This window comes from Bacillus bingmayongensis (assembly GCF_000299035.1).
GTDB lineage: Bacteria > Bacillota > Bacilli > Bacillales > Bacillaceae_G > Bacillus_A > Bacillus_A bingmayongensis.
Map to the genome: position 1 here is coordinate 369,517 of NZ_JH921517.1, position 21,758 is coordinate 391,274.

Here is a 21,758-nt window from a genome sequence, read left to right on the forward strand (position 1 = left end):
ATGAATGATGTGGTCCGTCAAGCGCGTGAAGAAATTGTAGCTGCCGGTTATACCGAGTTAACAACACCAGAAGCGGTTGATGAGGTATTTAAGCAAAAAGGTACAACACTTGTAATGGTAAACTCAGTATGTGGTTGTGCAGGTGGTATTGCTCGCCCTGCTGCAGCGCATTCCATACATTATGATAAACGTCCAGATCACCTTGTAACAGTATTTGCAGGGCAGGACAAAGAGGCAACAGCACGTGCACGTGAATATTTTGAAGGATATCCACCATCTTCTCCGTCTTTCGCATTGTTAAAAGATGGAAAGATTGTAACGATGGTTGAACGCCATGAAATTGAAGGACACGATCCAATGCAAGTTATCGCAAAATTACAATCGTATTTCGAAGAGAATTGTGAAGAGGTTTAATAGAATGTAAAAAACGGTACAAACACTTAAGTGTTTGTACCGTTTTTTTGTATCCTGCTAATTTAGAGTGAAACGAGGAAGAGAGGTAGTAGATGAATCTCCCTTTTGTTAGAAGCTTCACATTATTGAAAGGATATGTAGAAAAATCTCACTTTAATGATTAATAGAATTTGAATTTCTTTATTCCTAGTTGCATATCATGAAAGAGAATATACATAAAAAACATGTATTATGCAGTATTTTATACATTTTAAATTTATTGAATATGGATTTATAAGAAAATCTAATTTATTTTTATTTTAATTATTGCATAAAAATAAAAACGCTGATACAATACAAACATCGAATAAAAATTCCATAAAACTTTTAAATATACATTATTAGGGGGAAGAAACATGAAGAAGTTATTATCGATTTCATTTGCACTAATTTTAATCGTAAGCATGTTTAGTGCTTGTAGTAAGGGAGAAACAAAAGAAGCAAATACTAATAAGAAAGTACTTGTTATGGGTACTTCAGCAGACTATAAACCTTATGAATATGTGGAAGCTTCAAAGAGTGATGAAATTATCGGTTTCGATGTAGATATTGCAAAGTATATTGGTAAAGAACTTGGTTATGAAGTGAAAATAAAAGATATGGATTTTGGAGGATTATTAGCATCACTTAGCTCAGGAAAAGTTGATTTTGTTATGGCAGGTATGACACCAACTCCAGACCGTAAGAAGAATGCGGATTTTACAGATATTTATTTTGTTGCTAAAAATATGATCGTTTCGAAAAAGGATTCTGGTATTAAATCATTACAAGATTTAAAAGATAAAAAAGTAGGGGTACAAACAGGTTCTATTCAAGAAGAAAAAGCAGAGGATTTCAAAAAACAAGTAGACTTCCAAGCGGAGGGTCGTGACCGTATACCAGAAATCGTTCAAGAAATTCAGGCTGGACGTTTTGATGCTGCTATATTAGAAGATACAGTTGCTAAAAATTATTTAGATAAAATGAAAGATTTACAAGAAGTTGAAATCAAGGAAGCTCCAGAAGAAGTAGGAGCAGCGATTGCTCTTCCGAAAAATAGTGATAAAACAGAGGAATTTAATAAAGTAATTAAAAAAATGCAAGAGAATGGCGAGATGGACAAATTAGTGAAGAAATGGTTTGGCAGCGAGAAATAAGCTGCCTTTCTATTTTCTGTGAGAGGAATGACAAAAGATGAACCTAGATTTTTCGGCAATTACTCCGTCGATACCATATATATTAAAGGGCCTAGAAGTTACACTGAAAATTGTAGCAGTATCTGCTTTAGTTGGTTTTATATTAGGAACGTTATTAGCGCTTTGCAAAATTGCTAGATTAAGAGTTTTAAATATCGCTGCTGATTTATATACATCGATATTTCGTGGTACACCGCTCGTCTTACAATTAATGATTATTTATTTCGGTGTTCCGCAAATGATTGGATATGATATACCAGCCTTTTTAGCAGCGGTACTTGCATTTAGTTTAAATTCGGGTGCATATATGTCAGAGGTAATTCGTGCAGGGATTCAAGCAGTTGATAAAGGACAGACAGAAGCTGCGATGGCATTAGGTGTTCCATATGGAAAAATGATGAGAAATATTATTTTACCACAAGCATTAAAAAATATATTACCAGCGCTTGTAAATGAATTTGCAACACTTACGAAAGAATCGGCAGTAGTGACAGTAATTGGTGCGACTGATTTAATGCGTCGCGCCTATATTGTAGGCGGTGAAACGTTTAAATATCTTGAACCACTACTATTTGTTGGACTTGTTTACTATATTTTAGTAATTATTCTTACATTTGTCGGGAAAGCAATTGAAGGGAGAATGAAGAAAAGTGATTAAAATTGAAAACCTTCATAAATCATTTGGACAAAATGAAGTATTAAAAGGAATTACGACAACAATCGAAAAGGGTGAGGTTGTTGCGATTGTTGGCCCGTCTGGGTCCGGAAAATCAACATTTTTACGTTGTATGAACGTGCTAGAAACACCTACAAGTGGTCATATTTGGATTGGGAATGATGAAGTGACCAATCCGAAAACAAATATTATGAACGTTCGTGAAAATGTTGGGATGGTGTTTCAACATTTTCACTTATTCCCTCATATGACAGTATTAGAAAATATTATGTATGCGCCAGTAAATGTAAAAGGGGTAGCAAAACAAGAAGCAGAGAAAAAAGCGAAAGAACTACTTGAAAAAGTAGGACTGCTAGATAAAAAGGATGCATATCCAAATCGTCTTTCAGGAGGACAAAAGCAGCGTGTAGCAATTGCTAGAGCTTTAGCAATGGAGCCGGAAGTTATGTTATTTGATGAGCCAACTTCTGCACTTGATCCAGAGATGGTAAAAGAAGTATTAGAAGTTATGAAATCTTTAGCGACTACTGGAATGACAATGGCGATTGTGACACATGAGATGGGATTTGCGAAAGAAGTAGCTGATCGTGTACTTTTCTTAGATGGTGGAAAATTAGTTGAAGACACGAACCCAGAGCAGTTTTTTACAGCTCCAACGAGCGAACGGGCACAAGAATTTTTACAAAAAATATTGTAACCTGTAAAAGTTACGTGAATAATAAGGTGAAAAGGATGACAGCATGTCATCCTTTTTTTATACTTACTGTAAATACGTTTATACATATAGGAGCAATGATATGTTTAGAATTGGATATCGTACAGTGAAAACAGCAGTTGGAACAGGGGCAGCGGTTTTTATTGCGCAGCTTTTTGGGTTAGAATTTTATAGTTCTGCAGGGATCTTAGTTATTTTATGTGTGCAAAATACGAAACGAAAATCACTTCAAGTTTCTTTGCACCGATTTTTAGCTTGTGTATTATCAATGGTATTCTCGTTTTGTATTTTTGAAACAATCGGTTATACACCCCTTGCGATTAGTTTGTTACTTCTTACTTTTATCCCGACAGCTGTTATGTTTAAAATTCAAGAAGGAATTGTAACAAGTTCCGTTATTGTTATGCATTTATATTCATTAAAACATGTTACGTGGTCAGCGATTGGGAATGAAATTGCGATTTTAACAATTGGAATTAGCGTAGCTTTATTGGTAAATATGTATATGCCAAGTGCGGAAAAGAAATTAAAAGGATATCAGGAAAAAGTAGAATGGAATTTTAAAACGATTTTATTTGAGATGGTTGTATATTTACGAAATCGGGATAGTACATGGTCTGGAAAAGAATTAATTGAAACAGAGGACATTTTGAAGCAAGCAAAAGAGTTATCTTTCAAAAAACTTGAAAATCAATTTATGCGAGAAGATGATTATTATTATCGATATTTTGATATGCGCATGCAACAATTTGAAATTTTAGAGCGGATTATGCCCCTCGCCGCTTCACTATCGTGGTCGTATGAGCAGGCAGGTATGATTGCGGAAGTGATTGAAAACGTGGGGAATTCGATTCGGCCTGAAAGTACCGGTCTCATTTCACTTAGACAATTACAAGAAATGCGAGAAATTTTTAGAGAAATGCCCCTTCCTGAAACACGTGAAGAATTTGAAATGCGTGCGAAGCTTGTTCAACTTGTTTATGAAATGGAGCAATATTTACTCATTAAAAGTCGTTTTAAAGGGAAGGATAATGTGAAAGAACTTATATAAATCCAAATTTTAAAAACAACATTAAACCATTCTTTTTAGGTGGGCGAGAGCATCCGGCCATGCATAGAATCGGTCAGTCCCTGTTTTAGTCCCATGCAGTGTGAAAACAAAAAGAGGAAATAAGTGGATAATTGTTTTTGTTTTCATAGCCGTAGCTAATATGTCGAAAAATCAAAATGGATTTATATATAGAGAGGAAAGGAATGGATTATGTCGTATTTTCTATCCTTGCTATTATGTTTTTCTCTTTCACCGATTTGGCCTCTTGGAGATAACCCGCGCGCTGGAGATCCATTTATTATTGTAAATAAGCAGACGAACAAGCTTGCTTACATTAATGATGGTAAAATCCAAAAAGTCTTTCCTGTAGCGACAGGAAAAACAAACGCATTAACGCCAGAGGGGACATTTGATGTTGTAATGAAAGCAAAAAATCCTTATTATATTGCGAAGAATATCCCTGGTGGATCACCAAAAAATCCCCTTGGATCTAGATGGATTGGGTTTAACGCGCGAGGTACGGATGGAAGCAAATATGGTATTCACGGCACAAATCAGCCAAGCTCAATTGGAAAATATATTTCACAAGGGTGTATTCGGATGAAAAAACAAGATGTGGAATATTTATTTGATCGCATTCCGATTGGAACAAAGGTGTCGATTGTGAAATCCAAAAAAACGTTCCAGCAACTTGCAAAAGAAAAAGGGGCTATTGCTTATGAAAAGGTCAACCTACAAGTTGGCTTTTTCTTTTCTTCTAAGTTGTCTTGACATGTGTACATAACCATGCGTTAATGAGAATATACAAAGATAATAGGAAAAGGAGTTGCTTGTATGTATTTGAATGCAAGGTTTTCTTATATGCAATTTTGTATTGGTTTTCTATTCGTTGTTACCTTCATATTGGCAACTTTTAATATATGTTCTTTTCTCATATCAATTGTATTTATGGCACTTCTGAATGTAACCTTTGTTATAGGAGCGTTTCAGCAGAAACATTATACTAGCTTTGTTATGGCCCTTGTGATGGCTTTTTCATTTAGTATCGTAGCGATTGTACTAATAATAAAATAAAATACATATCATTTATTAAAATGAATGTGATTGAGTAGGCTGTTTATTTTCTATTCAGGAGAATAAACAGCCTGTTTATATATACGTAGGAAATAAAAAAAGACGAGCACGTCGTCCTTTTTACCAAAACATACTTGCTCCAGCAAGCAATGTTGTTACAAGCATTGAAATTAGCATAACGTATATCATAACTTTTTGTGCTTTTTTATTCATACTGTGCCTCCTTGCAATCATTACAACTTTATTGTAACGAGAAACGAAAGTATGGACAAGGGGAAGGTAAGGACAAAATTCGAGAAGTGTATATAAAATATAACAGGAAAATTCAAAATACATAGAGAATATAAAAGGATGGACACAAGTTTTTTCGGTGCCTTTTTTTAAAGTTTTGCAAGCTGAAGAATGGAGATACGATGATGAAAATATATGAAACAGAGCGTTTGCAATTAAGAGAAATTGACGAGTCGTATGCAGAGCAAGTTCTTCAATATTACGACAAAAATCGTGAGTTTTTAAAGGCGTGGGAAGAATATCGACCAGATGATTTTTTTACACTGGACTATCAAAAGAAACGATTGCAAAAAGATAGAAAAGAGTTTAAGGAAGGAAAAATTATTCGATTATGGATTTTTAAGAAAGGCGATAATAAGAATATTATTGGGTGTATTTCTTTCAATTTAATCGTGAGGGGTATTTATCAATCTTGCGTTTTAGGTTACAAATTAGATAAAGATGAATTGAATAAAGGATATACGACAGAAGCGCTTAGAAAAGCAATTGATGTCGCTTTTCAAGAATTTCACTTACACCGCATTGAAGCTCCCATTATGCCTCGTAATTTAGCATCTATTCAAGTTGTAACGAAGATTGGATTTCAATATGAAGGGGTGTCCCGGAAAATGTTAATGGTGAATGGGATTTGGGAAGATCATATGCGCTGGGTCCTTTTAAATGAGTAGAAGAAAGCAGATGGTTATCTAGATGTGTGAACCATCTGTTTTTTATCTTGTCTTTCGAAACTTTTGCGAAATTCTGTTATAATTAACAATGTTACATACATAATGCAATGCAGGAGGCGCATTTTCATGATTAATCAAGAACGTTTAGTAAATGAATTTATGGAACTTGTTCAAGTAGATTCTGAAACAAAATATGAAGCAGAAATTTGTAAAGTGTTAACAGAGAAATTTACTGCTTTAGGTGTTGAAGTATTTGAAGATGACACAATGGGTGTAACTGGACATGGAGCAGGTAACTTAATTTGTACTTTACCAGCAACGAAAGAAGGAGTAGAGACAATTTATTTCACTTCTCATATGGATACAGTAGTTCCTGGTAAAGGAATTAAACCTTCTATTAAAGATGGTTATATCGTATCAGATGGTACTACAATTTTAGGATCAGACGATAAAGCTGGATTAGCATCTATGTTTGAAGCAATCCGCGTTTTAAAAGAAAAAAATATCCCTCATGGGAAAATTGAATTTATTATTACAGTTGGTGAAGAATCAGGTCTTGTTGGTGCGAAAGCATTAGACCGTGAACGTATTACAGCAAAATATGGTTATGCATTAGATAGCGATGGAAAAGTGGGCGAAATTGTAGTTGCAGCACCAACGCAAGCAAAAGTAAATGCGATTATTCGCGGAAAAACAGCTCACGCTGGTGTAGCACCTGAAAAAGGTATATCTGCAATTACAATCGCAGCAAAAGCAATTGCAAAAATGCCACTTGGTCGTATTGATTCTGAAACAACTGCAAATATCGGTCGTTTCGAAGGTGGTACACAAACAAATATCGTTTGTGACCATGTACAAATCTTTGCGGAGGCTCGTTCTTTAGTAAATGAAAAAATGCAAGAACAAGTTGCAAAAATGAAAGAAGCATTTGAAACAACTGCAAAAGAAATGGGCGGTCAAGCAGATGTTGAAGTAAAAGTTATGTACCCGGGATTTAAATTTGCTGATGGTGATCATGTTGTAGAAGTTGCAAAACGTGCTGCTGAGAAAATTGGTCGTACGCCTTCTCTTCACCAAAGTGGTGGCGGAAGTGACGCAAACGTAATTGCTGGACATGGTATTCCAACAGTAAACTTAGCAGTCGGTTATGAAGAAATTCATACAACAAATGAGAAGATTCCTGTTGAAGAATTAGCCAAAACAGCTGAACTAGTTGTGGCAATTATTGAAGAAGTAGCGAAATAATTGTAAGTTAAATAAAAAAGAACGTGTAAACTATAATGGGTTTACACGTTCTTTTTTATTTAGATTCAATTGCTTTCACGAGGCGAATGAGCCAATATAAAAAAATCCATGGGAGTATATATGTTGTTGCGACGCGCACTATGTGAGGGAGAAGTGCAAAGGTAATATTAATATTAAAAATTGGAAATAACAAATAATTAATAGCAATGATTAATATAATAACGAGGAATGTGTAATTGAGTTTACTATGGTTTTTCATAATCACCAATCCTTTTACAAAATTATCCATCGTTAATATAAGTATATCAAAAATATGATAGGAAAGAACATGGTTTTTGTAATTGAAAAGCTCCACTGTTTTTATTGAATTTGATATAATGAAACGAAGAACAAATGTTCTTTTGGAGGTGAGAAGTTTGAGAGAAATGTATCCAAAAAATGGGCGTGTTATCTTGCATGTTGATATGAATTGTTTTTTTGCATCAGTTGAAATTGCACATGATCCGTCCTTAAAAGGAAAGCCATTAGCAGTTGCAGGAAATGAAAAAGAGCGAAAAGGAATCATTGTAACATGCAGTTATGAAGCAAGGGAACACGGAGTACGAACAACAATGCCACTTTGGGAAGCAAAACGGTTATGCCCAGAATTAATTGTGAAGCATCCGAATTTTAAATTATATCGCGAGGCATCATTCGAGATGTTTCAAATTCTGTCACGCTTTACTGAAAAGATACAGCCGGTTTCTATAGATGAAGGTTATTTGGATATAACAGATTGTTATGAATTAGGTTCGCCTCTTGAGATTGCTAAGATGATTCAGCAAGCATTATTAACAGAATTACAGCTGCCATGCAGCATTGGAATAGCTCCTAATCTTTTTCTCGCGAAGACTGCGTCAGATATGAAAAAGCCACTCGGTATTACCGTGTTTCGGAAACGAGATATTCAGGAATTACTTTGGCCACGTCCTGTTGAAGCGATGCATGGAATTGGTCAGAAAACAGCAGAAAAATTAAAAGAAATTCATATACATACAATTGGGCAGTTAGCAAATGGAGAAGAGCATGTAATTCGTGCTAAAATAGGGAAGCATGGCGTAGATTTACAAAAACGGGCAAAAGGTATGGACGATAGAGAAGTCGATCCAAATCAAATGGGACAACACAAAAGTATTGGAAATTCGGCAACATTTTCAAAAGATATGGATGAAGAGAAGGAATTGCTCGATATGTTAGAGCGCTTATCGAAATCAGTTAGTAAAAGGCTACAAAAGCGGACCCTTGTCACCTATAATATTCAAGTTATGATTAAATATCATGATCGGCGTACAATAACGCGGAGTAAACAATTGAAAAATGCAATTTGGGAAGAACGTGATATCTTTCAAGCTGCTTCACGTTTATGGAAGCATCATTGGGATGGCGATCCGATTCGGTTGCTTGGTGTTACAGCTACGGAACTAGAATGGAAGACAGAATCAATTAAACAACTAGATTTATTTTCATTTGAAGAAGATGCGAAAGAAGAGCCACTATTAGCTGTCATTGACCAGATTAATGATAAATATGGTACTCCTATTTTACAAAAAGGAAGTCAGCTGTTTCGAAAGCAGGAGAAATCATTTCAGCAAAAGTTGCAGAATAAATTTATGTAAAAAGTGTCATGGTAATTCAGTATCCATGACACTTTTTATGTTTAGCTCGCTTCTAAGTCTAGTGAAGTTTTCCATCCAGCAGAGGTAACCCCATAAAAGCATTCGACTTACTACTTTTTCGATTAAGGTGGTTGAGTTGCTTGAATAGATACCTTTTCCTTGGAATTAACACTTTCGCTCAATACTTTTGTTAGTTTTTTTGATAATTTAAATAAGTGCTTCTTCACTTCAAACCCTTTTGGAATGAAGTCAGGATTTTTTATCGAGCGTTAGGAAAAACTCTCCGAACTGCCTCGTTAAATTCTTCAAATAATCCTTCTACTGGTTCGCCCTTATTCACTTTTTCTGTATAATCTCTCATTCGGTTTACAAAATCGGGGTTGGCGGATACAAAGACGTTTCGAATATCTGCATCTGTTGCTCTTACTTGATCTGCGATTTTATTTTCTAATTGATTTGTTAGGTTATCTCCGTTACGTAAAACAACGGCAACATAGGCGTTTCTATTTGTCACAATAACATTCGCACGTTCAACTTCTTCTAGTTCAATAATTCGGTCAGCTGCCTTATCGGCTACTTCTAATCGTGTTTGATTATTATTGAGACCATTCGTATCATTTCTAACTCTTCTTACATCAGCGTTGTTACCTTCGTATCTAACATTTCGTACATTGTTGTTATCTCGATTGTTCAGTGCTTTATCATTTTGATTCCCCGCACATCCAAATAGCGAAATAATTGCCATAGACAAGATTGAAAATACTTTTATTTTTTTCAATGATATACCTCCTTCATGATGTTACGTTCTTAAAATGACCATTTAGATGTTTATTATGCGTAGTGAAAATGAGATGATATAATTTTTATCAAATTAGCTTGGGAGGAAGCAGAGCATGAATCAAAATAATCTCGTTCATAGAATACAAAATCTTTGTAATAAGGCTATTGAATATGCGAAAGCTTTTGACAAAACTTTTAATTATTCCGAGGAAAACATTAAAGAGTTAGAAGAAATATTAGATTATTATACGAATGATTTGCGTGATAAGGAAGTAAGCGGAAATGAAGAAGAGATACCGACAGAAAATCAAATTTATACGATGGCTTTAATTTGGGGAAGTTATTTAGGTGAAGTTCTAAAAAGGCATATAGCACAAGAGGCAGAGTGGATTCAAGGAAAAGTTTTTAATGGTGAAGAAGTTTTACATTTGCAAGTAGGAGAGTGGAAAGTGTTCCCTATTGATAAAGTATATAAACGGTTTGTAAATGGGCGAGAGGATAATGTGATATCGTTCTATGATATAACGAAAGAATATATGTTAAAGTAACGAGATTTTTATAGATTATGAGATAGAAGGATATTCGTAAATCACAATATCTGAATTGTTTGTTGTTGAAATACGTTGTGCATAATATGTGATAGAGGAAGAGATATATTCCGGTAACGTTTGATTCGTATGCAAAGTTGTGTATTCATGGATTAACTCTTTTAAAGTCGTCCACTCTAGTTGCGCTGGGTGATCAGAAACGAAAGAACTTACCCAGCGATCAAATGAAGATAAAAAATCAGTTTGTAAACGAAATACTTCTTTCATAGTTAAACGCTCCCTTTATTTATAATACAATTATTTTACTACAAAACACGAACGATGGCTATTTTTTTATTGTTAATATTCGTGTAATATAGTCGTCTAGATGAGTAGTTCGTGGAAATTCATTTGCCATTTGAAATAACATTCCGTAAGATGAAAGATAGATTATATAAAGAGCTGGAGGAAAGAAAGTGGAATTTGTATTTTTAGGAACTGGTGCAGGCGTCCCTTCAAAAGGAAGGAATGTCTCGGCAATTGCTTTGCAGTTGTTAGAAGAACGAGGTGAAACGTGGCTATTTGACTGTGGTGAAGCAACGCAACATCAAATTTTACATACATCTGTGCGCCCGCGTCGCATTGAAAAAATTTTTATTACACATTTACATGGTGATCATATTTTTGGTTTACCTGGTTTATTAGGAAGTCGTTCCTTTCAAGGAGGAACAACTCCATTAACAGTATACGGCCCGCAAGGGATTAAGCAATTCATTGAAGTAGCATTATCAGTGAGTACAACGCATGTTAAATATCCACTTGAAATTGTTGAAATTACAGAGGAAGGCATTGTTTTTGAAGACACTCAATTTTCTGTAGAAACGAAGCGATTATCACATGGGATTGAATGTTTTGGATATCGAATTGTTGAGAAAGATATACAAGGACACCTTCTTGTTGAGAAGCTGTTAGAAGAAGGTGTAAAGCCAGGTCCAGTCTTTAAACGTTTAAAAGATGGTGAGACAGTTGAGTTAGATGATGGAAGAGTTTTACACGGGAACGACTTTATCGGCCCACCTCAAAAAGGAAGAATTATTACGATTTTAGGAGACACACGTTATTGCGAAGCCAGTCGCCAGCTAGCACAAGATGCAGATGTACTTGTGCACGAAGCGACATTTGCAGCAGAAGATGAAGGACAAGCACATGATTATTTTCATTCTACAACAGAACAGGCAGCTCGTATTGCATTGCAAGCCAATGTGAAACGATTAATTTTAACCCATATTAGTTCTCGCTATCAAGGAGACACTTATAAGGATTTATTAAAAGAAGCACAATCGCTGTTTACAAACACAGAAATCGCAATGGACTTAAAACATTTTCCAGTAGAACGGTAACATTTTACAAACAATGGCAACGTAATCTTGCCATTGTTTTATTTGTAATAAGAAATTTTCTCTATATAAATAGATGGAGCTGTTATTATTTGATAGCTATATGAGATGATACAGAAACTTTAAAGATTTTGAATATGTAGGAAAGAAATACAAAGTATTGGTTGTTTTAAAAAACTGTTATATAAGTAAATTTATATATTATTAGTACAAGAGAGATAAATGGTTTTAAATTCAGAAATTTTAAAATTCAATAAAAGTAAGCGTTTCATAAAAAACAGGCTATAATGAGGGCACATTACAATTCATCGTAAGTTACAACATGTGTTTTAGCCATTTTTCGTAACGAAACGAAATTGACTAAATGGGAGAGGGCATCATGTAGATTATTAAGGGAACGATACTGTTATTATTTGTACTAAGTCTTTTTTCACTCTTTAGTTTCAAAGCACCAAATGGGATGAAAGCAATGGGGGTATCACCGGTTTATGCTATGCTTGTAGGGGCTTCTGTGTTAAAATTTGGATTGCTACCAGGATTTATTGCTGGTTATCTTATATCGTTTTTAGTAAAGCAAATTGAAAAACGTGTACCAGAAGGATTAGATTTAATTGCGTGTATTGTAATCGCGGCACCATTAACAAGGTTGATTGCACAAGGAATGGATCCAGTTGTCACTGCAACATTGAAGCAAACTGGTGGAGTTATTACAGTTGTTGCGACAGCAGGTATTATTATTTCAATGTTCGATCTTATTAATAATGCAACAGGAACAGCAACGCCAATTGTCGGACTTATGGTGATGTATGGCTTTAATGAGCCGATGAAAGTAACGCTATGTTTCTTATGTATTTTGGTGTCTGGTATTATTTCAGGATATATTGGCTCACTTCTATTCAAAAACTATCCAATTCGTACAGCAGAGCAAATTCGTGGTACGGGAGGAAAGGCGACAGAATCGGCAGCTTAACAGAATAGTAGTAAGTAATTTTTCATAAAAGATTTAGGGGGAATCATGATGAAATATCGCTCAGTATTTGATATTATCGGTCCAGTTATGATTGGACCGTCTAGTTCACATACAGCAGGTGCAGCAAGAATGGGGCAAGTTGCTCGTCAACTTTTCCGTCATGAACCAGAAAGAGTTACGATCTCGTTATATGGCTCGTTTGCAAAAACATATCGTGGTCATGGTACGGATGTAGCATTGATTGGTGGAATACTAGGATTTGAAACAGATGATACACGTATCCCAAGTGCGCTAGAAATTGCAAAAGAGCGTGGGATTGAAGTAGACTTTATTGAAGAGGAAGCGAATGCGCCACATCCAAATACAGCGAGAATTCGTTTGTATAAAGGAGAAGAGGAGATTGAAGTGGTTGCTTGTTCAATTGGTGGCGGTAAGATTGAAGTGGTGGAATTAAATGGATTTGATTTACAACTATCAGGAACAAGTCCGGCACTCCTTATCGTGAATAATGATCGCTTTGGAGCAATCGCATCTGTAGCTTCTATACTTGCGAAACATGAAATTAACATTAGTACAATGAGCGTTTCACGTAAGGAAAAAGGAAGAAGAGCGCTTATGGTTATTGAAACGGACGAATTATTGGCAGATGAAGTGATTGAAGAAATACAAGGACAATCAAACATTTGTCAAGTAACTATTATGGACTAATTGCAGGGGGGACGCACCATGTTTCGGAACGCAGCGGAACTAGTGGCACAAGCTAAAGAACAGAATGTAAAAATTGCAGAAATTATGATTCAATGTGAAATGGAGACAAGAAGTATCTCTCGTGAAGAAGTACTCGCAGGTATGGAGAAAAACTTAGTCGTGATGGAACAAGCCGTAGAGCGTGGTATTAAAGGTGTGAAATCACCAACTGGTTTAACTGGTGGTGATGCGGTGAAAGTACAAGAGTATATGAAGAGCGGAAAAGGCTTATCTGGACATACAATTTTGGATGCAGTGAGCAAAGCGGTTGCAACAAATGAAGTAAATGCAGCCATGGGGATTATTTGTGCAACACCAACAGCTGGATCGGCTGGAACTGTACCAGGCGTACTGTTTGCGCTCAAAGAAAAATTACAGCCAACACGGGAAGAAATGATTGAATTTCTATTTACAGCGGGAGCATTTGGGATGGTTGTTGCTAATAATGCTTGTATTTCAGGTGCAGCTGGAGGTTGTCAAGCTGAGGTTGGTTCAGCAAGTGGAATGGCAGCTGCGGCAGCTGTTGAAATGGCTGGTGGAACACAAGAACAAGCAGCAACAGCGATGGCGATTGCTTTAAAAAATATGCTAGGATTAGTATGTGATCCGGTTGCTGGACTTGTAGAAGTCCCTTGTGTAAAACGTAATGCAGCGGGCGCTTCAAATGCAATGATTGCAGCAGATTTATCACTAGCTGGTGTAACGAGTACAATTCCATGCGATGAAGTTATTGAAGCGATGTTTAGAATCGGGCAAACAATGCCAGTTGCACTTCGTGAGACAGCAGAAGGTGGACTAGCAGCAACACCAACAGGCCGTCGTCTCCAAGAAGAGATTTTTGGAAAGAGTAGCAAATAAGATAATATAGTTGTGATAAAAGGAGCTCAGATTTATTTTCTGAGCTCCTTTTATTATTTTTCTTTTGTTAATTGTTCTAATGTTTTTCCGAGTTCATGAGATCGTTTTGTAGCTTGTGTAATACATGCGACGAGTGCTTGTTGAAAATTAAAACTTTGTAAAATTTCGATACCAGCTTCTGTCGTTCCACCAGGAGAGGTAATTTCTTTTCGTAAGATAGAAGGGTGCTTTGTATTAGCCTTAAGCATTTCAGCTGCACCGATCATTGTTTGTAAAATAAGTGATTTAGCTACAGACTCTTCTAAGCCGATTTGTTTTGCAGCTTCTTCCATTGCTTCAACTACGTAATACACGTAGGCAGGACCACTTCCTGATAATGCAGTAACAGCATGCATATGCTCTTCTTCCACCACTGAAACAAGGCCGATTGTTTCAAATAAAGATTTAGCAATATGAATATGCTGCTCTGTTGCATGCAAGGATGGAGATATAGCTGTAGCAGATTTTAAAATAGCTGCTGAAGTATTTGGCATTGCACGGATAATCGGAACATTTTTTTGAAGCAAGCTTGTAATAGAACTTGTAGAAACACCAGCTAATAATGAAATAACGAGTTGATTATTCGTTATATGTTTTTTTATAGGTTGAAGTGCTTCTACGACGTCTTTTGGCTTCATTGCAAGAAAAATAATATCCGCATGAGTAAGTAGCTTCTCTTTGTTATGTGTTCCCTTGACACCGTATTTTGTATGTAATTCCTGTAATCTTGTTTCATTGGAGCGGTTACTTACTGTAATTTGTTCACCCTTTACGACATTCGCATCTAATAAACCGGCGATGATTGCTTCAGCTATAGATCCAGCACCTAGAAAGGAAATGTTTTGAATAGACATGATGCGCCTCCTTTATTTTTTGTAAGAAAAACTTATAAATTTACATACATTCGTTTTATTATAGAAAACACCTTCTTTTTATCTGAAAATAATGACAAATTTTTATAGAAGTTGTAAACTGAAGAGGGATTCATTTTTGAACCGGAGAGAGACGGGGGGCATAAACATGGTAGCAATTCATCGAATGGAGATTCCTGTTCCATTTGCAGTTGAGACAGTTAATGTGTTTTTAGTAGAGGGAGAATCATTAACATTAATTGATACAGGGACAAATACAAAAGAGGCAAAGTCGGCATTAGAAAAACAATTAAGGACTTTAGGATACAAGATAGAAGACATTGAAACAGTAGTGATTACACATCATCATGCTGATCATTGTGGGCTTTTAAACACATTTTCTGAGAAGACAAATATTGTGGGCCATCCTTGGAATGAACCATGGATTACGCAGGATTCTCAATTTTTGAAACGTTATCAACAATTTTTTCAAGAAGCCGCATTACAGTTCGGAGTTCCGGAAGCATTTTTGAAAAATGAAGCATTACTTACGACGAAAACACTTAAATATTCCTGTAATAGATCGTTAACACATACTGTACGAGAGGGAGACAGTATTGAATTTTTACCTGAATTTACAGTTATTGAAACACCAGGGCATGCTTCGACTCATATTTCGTTATACAGGGAGAGAGATGGGTTGTTAATTGGTGGAGATGCTTTAATTAGTCATATTTCTTCGAATCCGATATTAGAACCGCCATATGAAGGGCAGACTGAGCGAGCACGCCCTTTACTACAATATAATCAAACATTAAAACGTTTAAGTAACATGAAGATTTCACGCATTTTATCAGGTCATGGAGAAGATATTGTGAATGTGAACGAGCTGATAGAAGGAAGGTTGCAAAAGCAAGAAACACGTGCGTTTAAAGTATTAGAATTATTAAAAGAAAAACCGATGACAGCCTTTGAAGTATGTGTGAAATTATTTCCTGTATTATATAAAGAGCAATTGCCACTTACGATTTCAGAAACAGTTGGACAATTAGACTTTTTAGCATATAATCAACAAGTGATGATTGATGAATCGTCGCCACAATTGATTTATTATGCAAAGTAGGTGACAGCGATGACAGGACGTTTACAAGAAAAAGTAATCGTCATTACAGGAGCTTCTAGTGGAATTGGAGAACAAGTTGCGATGCAAGTTGCAGCAGAGGGCGCGATTCCTGTATTGATAGCACGGACAGAAGACAAACTACGAGTATTAGCAGAAAAGATTAAAACGACTTACAATACGCCTTGTTATTATTATGTATTAGATGTAAGTGAAGAAGCAGAGGTTGATACTGTTTTTGCAAAAGTGTTAAAAGATGCAGGACAGATTGATATATTGGTAAATAATGCGGGTTTTGGTATTTTCAAAACGTTTGAAGAAGCGTCCATGGCTGAAGTGAAAGATATGTTTCAGGTCAATGTATTTGGATTAGTAGCTTGTACGAAAGCTGTATTACCTCATATGTTAGAGAGCAATAGTGGACAAATCGTTAATGTTGCTTCTTTAGCAGGGAAAATTGCCACGCCAAAATCTAGTGCATATGCAGCGAGTAAACATGCAGTATTAGGATTTACGAATAGCTTACGTATGGAGCTCTCAAATACAAATATTCACGTGACAGCAATTAATCCAGGGCCAATTGACACAAACTTTTTTGATATTGCTGATCAATCAGGTACATATGTGAAAAATATGGGACGTTACATGTTAAAGCCGACATACGTAGCAGAGCAAATTGTAAAAGCGATGCAAACGAAAAAGCGTGAAGTGAATTTACCAAAATGGATGAGTGTTGGACCAAAACTTTTTGCGTTATTTCCAAGTGTTTTTGAACGTATAGCAGGTAAATCATTAAGTAAAAAATAGGAGATTTCCATTTGGAAATCTCCTATTTTTTATTTTCCCGTAATATATTCATAAACAATATCCTCAATTGCTTCATATACATCGATATCAGGTTTCGAACCAATCATTGTTTGGATACTTTGAATTAAAACTTCCTGATCCTCTTTTGAAACAGGTTTACATTGATATTGCCGAAAACTTTTCATCAACATCTTCTCGATTAATTTTTCATTCATGTTTTTCCCCACTTGCATGTATAAATGTGTTGTTTTTATTGTACTTGAAGTATATAAAAAATACTAGTGTACATCATTTTCGTATAAAGATTCATACGTGTGTATTGTTTTTCTAGAAAAATTACGAATTTAAAACTTTTAAAATTAATAAATATTTAATTGACTCTATAAATATACAATATTATAATCATACTTAATTTAAAGAATTGAAATAAGGAGGAACATATGAAAGTCGCGATTATTGGAGCAACTGGATATGGAGGAATTGAGTTAATAAGGTTGTTACATCATCATCCATATTTTTCGATAGCATCTCTTCATTCTTTTTCACAAGTAGGAGAACAGATAACAAATGCATATCCGCACTTACGAAATTTTATTGTCAATACGTTACAAGAAATCGACGTAGATGTGATAGCGAAGGAGGCTAGTATTGTATTTTTAGCGACACCGGCAGGGGTTTCGGCTGAGCTGACGCCACGCTTGCTAGCGGCTGGTTTAAAAGTTATTGATTTATCAGGTGATTTTCGTATGTTGAATCCTTATGCATATGAAACATGGTATAAAAAGCCCGCTGCAAAGGAAGAAATTCTTCAAAAGGCCGTGTACGGATTAAGTGAATGGAAAAAGCTAGCGATTCAAGAAACAGAATTGGTTGCAAATCCAGGATGCTTTGCAACAGCAACTCTATTAGCAGCAGCCCCGTTAATGCAGGGCGGGATGATAGAGGAAGACTCACTTATTATCGATGCGAAATCAGGGGTGTCAGGAGCGGGAAAGACACCGACAACAATGACTCATTTTCCAGAGCTATATGATAATTTCCATATTTATAAGGTGAATGAGCATCAGCATGTTCCAGAGATTGAACAAATGCTTACCGAATGGAATAAACAGGCAAAACCAATTACATTTAGCACACATTTAATTCCAATATCGAGAGGGATTATGGTTACTCTCTATGCAAAAGCAAAACGAGATATCCATGCACAGATATTACAGAAGTTATATGAAGAAACGTATTGTCATGCTCCTTTTGTTCGGATCCGTTCTAAAGGAGAGTTTCCAAGTCCAAAAGAAGTAAGGGGTTCAAATTATTGTGATATTGGAGCGACGTATGATGAACGAACAGGACGTATTACAGTTGTTGCCGTTATCGACAATATGATGAAAGGAGCAGCTGGGCAAGCAATTCAAAATGCAAACTTATTAGCAAGGATAGAGGAAACAACGGGATTACAATATATACCACTTTATCCATAAGGAGGGGAGAATGGTGATTAAAACAGATTGTATTCTAAAAGTAGAGGGCGGTTCCATCGTATCACCAAAAGGTTTTTCAGCAAATGGTGTTGAAGCTGGCGTGAAAAAAGAGAAGAAGGATATGGGAGTAATTGTGTGCGATGTTCCTGCTAATTGCGGAGCTGTATATACAACAAATCAATTTCAAGCTGCGCCAGTACAAGTTACAAAAGAAAGTATAGCTATGGAAGGAAAACTACAAGCAATTATTGTAAATAGCGGAAATGCAAATGCTTGTACGGGTGTACAGGGATTACAAGATGCGTATGAAATGAGAAGGTTGGCTGCGAAACAATTCCATGTAAAAGAAAATCATGTGGCAGTTGCTTCAACAGGTGTCATTGGACTGCCTTTGCCGATGGAGGTGATTCGGGATGGAATTCCATCTCTTGTACCATCGAAAGAAAAAGAGAAAGCAGACTCCTTTTATGAAGCGATATTAACAACGGATCTTATGACAAAGCACTCGTGTTATCAGTTAATGATTGAAGGGAAAGAAGTGACGATTGCAGGGGCAGCAAAAGGTTCTGGTATGATTCATCCGAATATGGCGACGATGCTTAGCTTTATTACAACAGATGTAAATATAGAACAAGAAGCACTTCAGCTAGCATTATCACAAGTTACGAATCATACATTTAACCAAATTACAGTGGATGGAGATACATCTACAAATGATATGGTCGTTGTAATGGCAAGCGGGTTATCAGGAACAACTGCTATTCATACCAATCATGTGGAGTGGGAGAAATTTATGGGTGCTTTGCAAAAGGTATGTGAGGACTTAGCGAAGCAAATTGCTAAAGATGGTGAAGGTGCTACTAAGTTAGTTGAAGTGAATGTATATGGGGCACGAACAGTAGAAGAAGGGAATAAGGTTGCAAAACAAATTGTTGGCTCAAGTCTTGTGAAAACAGCAATGTATGGTGAAGATGCAAATTGGGGCCGCATTATTAGTGCGATTGGTCAAAGTAGAGTTGCTATTGAACCTACTGCTGTTGATATTGCTGTTCAGTCTATTTCTGTTTTACAAAGCAGCGAGCCACAAGCATTCTCTCAAAAGGAAATGAAACAAAAATTAAAGCAATCTGAAATTGTGATTGACGTTCATTTGCACCTTGGAGGGGAGAAAGGGAGAGCTTGGGGCTGCGACTTAAGTTATGAATATGTGAAAATAAATGCTTGTTATCGTACGTAAGGAGAGAAGAGATGAGCGAGTATATTGTAGTAAAATGCGGTGGTAGCATGTTAGATCTCTTAGATCATGTATTTTTAAAATGTATAGAGCAACTGAAGAAAAAATATCAAGTTATTGTTGTTCATGGTGGTGGACCAGAAATTGACGCAAAGCTAAAGCAATTTAATATTTCAGTTGAAAAGAAAAATGGGTTACGTGTGACGACAAAAGAAGTGATGAATGTTGTTCAAATGGTTTTATGCGGAAGTACGAATAAAAAAATGGTGATGAATTTTCAAAAGCATGGCTTGTATGCAATCGGAATCTCTGGTTGTGATGGGAATTTACTTCAAGTTCAGCCCCTTGATATGGATATTGGATATGTTGGAGAAGTTATCGGTGTAGAGACTTCACTACTTAAAGGGCTACTAGATTTGAATTATATTCCGGTTATTGCTCCGATTGGGATAAGGGGAGACCAGGTTTATAACATAAATGCAGATACTGCTGCAGCTGGGATTGCAGCGGCGCTGGGGGCGAAAGAACTACTCTTTATTACGGATGTAGATGGTGTATTGTGTGAAGGAGAATTGTTAAAGAAAACGGATGAAATAGAGCTTTTACAGCTTATAGAAGAAGGAGTTATTACAGGGGGGATGATTCCGAAAGTACAGGCGGCTCTTACCTCCATACAGATGGGAGTTCAGCATGTCAGCATTGTAAATGGTGCAAAACATTTTGTAGGAACATCAGGTGAGTGGATTGGAACGACAGTAACAAAAGGGGTGAATATTGTATGAGCAGTCATATATTTCCGACATACGGGAGACGCGGTATTGAAATTGTTCAAGGGACGGGAGCGAAGGTTATAGATGAAAGTGGGAAAAAGTATTTAGATTTTACTTCTGGAATTGCTGTATGCAATTTAGGACATTGTCATCCTGTACTTGTAGAAGCAATGACAAAGCAATTACAAGAAATTTGGCATATATCAAATCTTTTTCCGCACAAGATACAAGAAAAGGTAGCTGCATTGCTAACAGAAGGACGGGAGTTAGATTACGTGTTCTTTTGTAATAGCGGAGCAGAAGCGAATGAAGCAGCGCTTAAGCTAGCGCGTAAGCATACAGGGAAATCTCTTGTTTTAACATTCCAGCAATCTTTCCATGGTAGAACGTTTGGAACAATGAGTGCAACTGGACAAGAAAAAGTAAAAACGGGATTCGGGCCACTACTTCCGTCTTTTTTACATATTCCCTTTAATGATATAGAAGCGTTCAGGGAGGCAATGAATGAAGAAGTGGCGGCAGTTATGGTGGAAGTTGTTCAAGGAGAGGGTGGCGTCTTACCTGCTGACATTTCCTTTTTGCAAGAGATAGAGCAGTTATGTAGACAATATGGAGCCCTTTATATGATCGACGAGGTGCAAACAGGGATGGGAAGAACGGGAACATTATTTGCTTATGAACAGACCGGAACATCCCCGGATATTGTTACAGCGGCAAAGGCACTTGGAAATGGTATTCCAGTTGGGGCAATGCTTGGAAAGAAAAAGCTTACGTCTGCTTTTTCAGCGGGGACTCATGGTTCTACATTTGGTGGAAATTATATTGCAATGACAGCAGCAAAAGAAGTGCTGCAAATTATGAAGCAACCATTTTTTTTGCAGGAAGTTAAGGTAAAGGGAGAATATTTATTACAAAAGCTAAAAAAAGAATTACATGATATTGAATGGATTACTGATATTCGCGGGAAAGGACTTATGATTGGAGTCGTTTGTAAGTGTGACGTCACGCCAATTATAGCACAATTAGAAAAAGAGGGACTTCTTGTATTGCAAGCCGGAACGAATGTTTTACGACTTTTACCACCACTCATTGTAACGAATGAAGAAATAGATGAAGCGATAAATATGATGAAAAGAGTGATTTGTACACAAAAATCACCAATATTATAAGGGGGAAA

27 protein-coding genes are annotated in these 21,758 nt (G+C 36.3%); 21 read left to right on the forward strand and 6 right to left on the reverse strand.

From position 1 onward, the window contains the following. The 7 genes from Y7E_RS0108955 to Y7E_RS0108985 all read left to right on the forward strand — a co-directional run bounded on the left by Y7E_RS0108955 (position 1) and on the right by Y7E_RS0108985 (position 5,144). Positions 1-414 (forward strand): BrxA/BrxB family bacilliredoxin, encoded by a 414-nt coding sequence (locus tag Y7E_RS0108955; RefSeq protein WP_154652033.1) that lies wholly within the window; start codon positions 1-3, stop codon positions 412-414. 395 nt (positions 415-809) lie between these two features. After that, positions 810-1,589 (forward strand): transporter substrate-binding domain-containing protein, encoded by a 780-nt coding sequence (locus tag Y7E_RS0108960; RefSeq protein WP_017150936.1) that lies wholly within the window; start codon positions 810-812, stop codon positions 1,587-1,589. Positions 1,590-1,626: 37 nt separating this feature from the next. Beyond that, the gene (locus tag Y7E_RS0108965; RefSeq protein WP_017150937.1) at positions 1,627-2,286 is read left to right on the forward strand and encodes an amino acid ABC transporter permease; all 660 of its coding nucleotides are present in this window, start codon (positions 1,627-1,629) and stop codon (positions 2,284-2,286) included. Beyond that, positions 2,279-3,001, forward strand: coding sequence for an amino acid ABC transporter ATP-binding protein (locus Y7E_RS0108970; RefSeq protein WP_017150938.1), 723 nt, complete (start codon positions 2,279-2,281; stop codon positions 2,999-3,001). Before Y7E_RS0108965 ends, Y7E_RS0108970 begins: the two co-directional genes overlap by 8 nt. A gap of 100 nt (positions 3,002-3,101) precedes the next feature. Continuing rightward, positions 3,102-4,070, forward strand: coding sequence for an aromatic acid exporter family protein (locus tag Y7E_RS0108975; protein ID WP_017150939.1), 969 nt, complete (start codon positions 3,102-3,104; stop codon positions 4,068-4,070). A gap of 210 nt (positions 4,071-4,280) precedes the next feature. Further along, entirely contained in the window at positions 4,281-4,841 is a 561-nt protein-coding gene (locus Y7E_RS0108980; RefSeq protein WP_017150940.1) for a L,D-transpeptidase, read from the forward strand. A 63-nt stretch (positions 4,842-4,904) separates the two neighbouring features. Beyond that, entirely contained in the window at positions 4,905-5,144 is a 240-nt protein-coding gene (locus Y7E_RS0108985; protein WP_017150941.1) for a DUF3894 domain-containing protein, read from the forward strand. Positions 5,145-5,264: 120 nt separating this feature from the next. Here the strand turns inward: Y7E_RS0108985 and prli42 are convergent, their stop codons facing one another. Then, a complete protein-coding gene (prli42, locus tag Y7E_RS32645; RefSeq protein ID WP_016116231.1) occupies positions 5,265-5,357 on the reverse strand; it encodes a stressosome-associated protein Prli42 in 93 nt (30 codons plus the stop codon). Positions 5,358-5,557: 200 nt separating this feature from the next. Between prli42 and Y7E_RS0108995 the strand changes: the two genes are divergently transcribed. Both Y7E_RS0108995 and Y7E_RS0109000 read left to right on the forward strand, forming a co-directional pair. Then, positions 5,558-6,103, forward strand: a complete 546-nt coding sequence (locus tag Y7E_RS0108995; protein WP_026049154.1) for a GNAT family N-acetyltransferase — start codon at positions 5,558-5,560, stop codon at positions 6,101-6,103. A 126-nt stretch (positions 6,104-6,229) separates the two neighbouring features. Further along, positions 6,230-7,348, forward strand: a complete 1,119-nt coding sequence (locus Y7E_RS0109000; protein ID WP_017150943.1) for a tripeptidase T — start codon at positions 6,230-6,232, stop codon at positions 7,346-7,348. 55 nt (positions 7,349-7,403) lie between these two features. On the opposite strand, the gene Y7E_RS31560 is transcribed toward Y7E_RS0109000, so the two are convergent. After that, entirely contained in the window at positions 7,404-7,607 is a 204-nt protein-coding gene (locus Y7E_RS31560; protein ID WP_081584585.1) for a hypothetical protein, read from the reverse strand. A gap of 157 nt (positions 7,608-7,764) precedes the next feature. On the opposite strand from Y7E_RS31560, the gene Y7E_RS0109005 reads away from it, so the two are divergent. Then, entirely contained in the window at positions 7,765-9,003 is a 1,239-nt protein-coding gene (locus Y7E_RS0109005; RefSeq protein ID WP_017150944.1) for a DNA polymerase IV, read from the forward strand. Positions 9,004-9,262: 259 nt separating this feature from the next. Here the strand turns inward: Y7E_RS0109005 and Y7E_RS0109010 are convergent, their stop codons facing one another. After that, positions 9,263-9,781, reverse strand: a complete 519-nt coding sequence (locus Y7E_RS0109010) for a YhcN/YlaJ family sporulation lipoprotein (RefSeq protein ID WP_017150945.1) — start codon at positions 9,779-9,781, stop codon at positions 9,263-9,265. A gap of 115 nt (positions 9,782-9,896) precedes the next feature. On the opposite strand from Y7E_RS0109010, the gene Y7E_RS30780 reads away from it, so the two are divergent. Continuing rightward, positions 9,897-10,331, forward strand: coding sequence for a hypothetical protein (locus Y7E_RS30780; protein WP_017150946.1), 435 nt, complete (start codon positions 9,897-9,899; stop codon positions 10,329-10,331). Positions 10,332-10,346: 15 nt separating this feature from the next. Here Y7E_RS30780 and Y7E_RS0109020 read toward each other — a convergent pair whose 3' ends face one another. Further along, positions 10,347-10,598, reverse strand: a complete 252-nt coding sequence (locus tag Y7E_RS0109020) for a DUF3932 family protein (RefSeq protein ID WP_017150947.1) — start codon at positions 10,596-10,598, stop codon at positions 10,347-10,349. 188 nt (positions 10,599-10,786) lie between these two features. On the opposite strand from Y7E_RS0109020, the gene rnz reads away from it, so the two are divergent. The 4 genes from rnz (at position 10,787) to sdaAA (ending at position 14,282) form a co-directional block, all read left to right on the forward strand. Then, complete coding sequence (rnz, locus tag Y7E_RS0109025) at positions 10,787-11,710, forward strand: ribonuclease Z (protein WP_017150948.1); 924 nt, start codon at positions 10,787-10,789, stop codon at positions 11,708-11,710. 466 nt (positions 11,711-12,176) lie between these two features. Then, positions 12,177-12,677 carry a PTS sugar transporter subunit IIC gene (locus tag Y7E_RS0109030; RefSeq protein ID WP_017150949.1) on the forward strand — a complete coding sequence of 167 codons (501 nt, stop codon included), beginning with the start codon at positions 12,177-12,179 and terminating at the stop codon, positions 12,675-12,677. A 48-nt stretch (positions 12,678-12,725) separates the two neighbouring features. After that, positions 12,726-13,385 carry an L-serine ammonia-lyase, iron-sulfur-dependent subunit beta gene (gene sdaAB, locus Y7E_RS0109035; RefSeq protein ID WP_017150950.1) on the forward strand — a complete coding sequence of 220 codons (660 nt, stop codon included), beginning with the start codon at positions 12,726-12,728 and terminating at the stop codon, positions 13,383-13,385. Between the two features lie 18 nt (positions 13,386-13,403). Next, positions 13,404-14,282, forward strand: a complete 879-nt coding sequence (gene sdaAA / locus Y7E_RS0109040) for an L-serine ammonia-lyase, iron-sulfur-dependent, subunit alpha (RefSeq protein WP_017150951.1) — start codon at positions 13,404-13,406, stop codon at positions 14,280-14,282. Between the two features lie 53 nt (positions 14,283-14,335). On the opposite strand, the gene proI is transcribed toward sdaAA, so the two are convergent. After that, positions 14,336-15,175 (reverse strand): pyrroline-5-carboxylate reductase ProI, encoded by an 840-nt coding sequence (proI, locus tag Y7E_RS0109045; protein WP_017150952.1) that lies wholly within the window; start codon positions 15,173-15,175, stop codon positions 14,336-14,338. A gap of 166 nt (positions 15,176-15,341) precedes the next feature. On the opposite strand from proI, the gene Y7E_RS0109050 reads away from it, so the two are divergent. Both Y7E_RS0109050 and Y7E_RS0109055 read left to right on the forward strand, forming a co-directional pair. Beyond that, the gene (locus Y7E_RS0109050) at positions 15,342-16,295 is read left to right on the forward strand and encodes an MBL fold metallo-hydrolase (RefSeq protein WP_017150953.1); all 954 of its coding nucleotides are present in this window, start codon (positions 15,342-15,344) and stop codon (positions 16,293-16,295) included. Between the two features lie 9 nt (positions 16,296-16,304). Continuing rightward, on the forward strand, positions 16,305-17,099 hold the full coding sequence (locus tag Y7E_RS0109055) for an SDR family oxidoreductase (protein ID WP_017150954.1): 795 nt from the start codon (positions 16,305-16,307) through the stop codon (positions 17,097-17,099). Between the two features lie 29 nt (positions 17,100-17,128). Here the strand turns inward: Y7E_RS0109055 and Y7E_RS0109060 are convergent, their stop codons facing one another. Next, a complete protein-coding gene (locus Y7E_RS0109060) occupies positions 17,129-17,314 on the reverse strand; it encodes a YqzH family protein (protein WP_017150955.1) in 186 nt (61 codons plus the stop codon). Between the two features lie 225 nt (positions 17,315-17,539). On the opposite strand from Y7E_RS0109060, the gene argC reads away from it, so the two are divergent. From argC to Y7E_RS0109080, 4 genes are read left to right on the forward strand one after another with little or no spacing between them, the layout of a single operon-like run. Continuing rightward, the gene (gene argC / locus Y7E_RS0109065; protein ID WP_017150956.1) at positions 17,540-18,577 is read left to right on the forward strand and encodes an N-acetyl-gamma-glutamyl-phosphate reductase; all 1,038 of its coding nucleotides are present in this window, start codon (positions 17,540-17,542) and stop codon (positions 18,575-18,577) included. Positions 18,578-18,587: 10 nt separating this feature from the next. Further along, a complete protein-coding gene (gene argJ / locus Y7E_RS0109070; protein WP_017150957.1) occupies positions 18,588-19,814 on the forward strand; it encodes a bifunctional glutamate N-acetyltransferase/amino-acid acetyltransferase ArgJ in 1,227 nt (408 codons plus the stop codon). A gap of 11 nt (positions 19,815-19,825) precedes the next feature. Next, the gene (argB, locus tag Y7E_RS0109075; protein WP_017150958.1) at positions 19,826-20,593 is read left to right on the forward strand and encodes an acetylglutamate kinase; all 768 of its coding nucleotides are present in this window, start codon (positions 19,826-19,828) and stop codon (positions 20,591-20,593) included. Next, entirely contained in the window at positions 20,590-21,750 is a 1,161-nt protein-coding gene (locus Y7E_RS0109080; protein WP_017150959.1) for an acetylornithine transaminase, read from the forward strand. The genes argB and Y7E_RS0109080 overlap by 4 nt, the downstream gene beginning before the upstream one ends. The last annotated feature ends 8 nt before the right edge of the window (positions 21,751-21,758 follow it).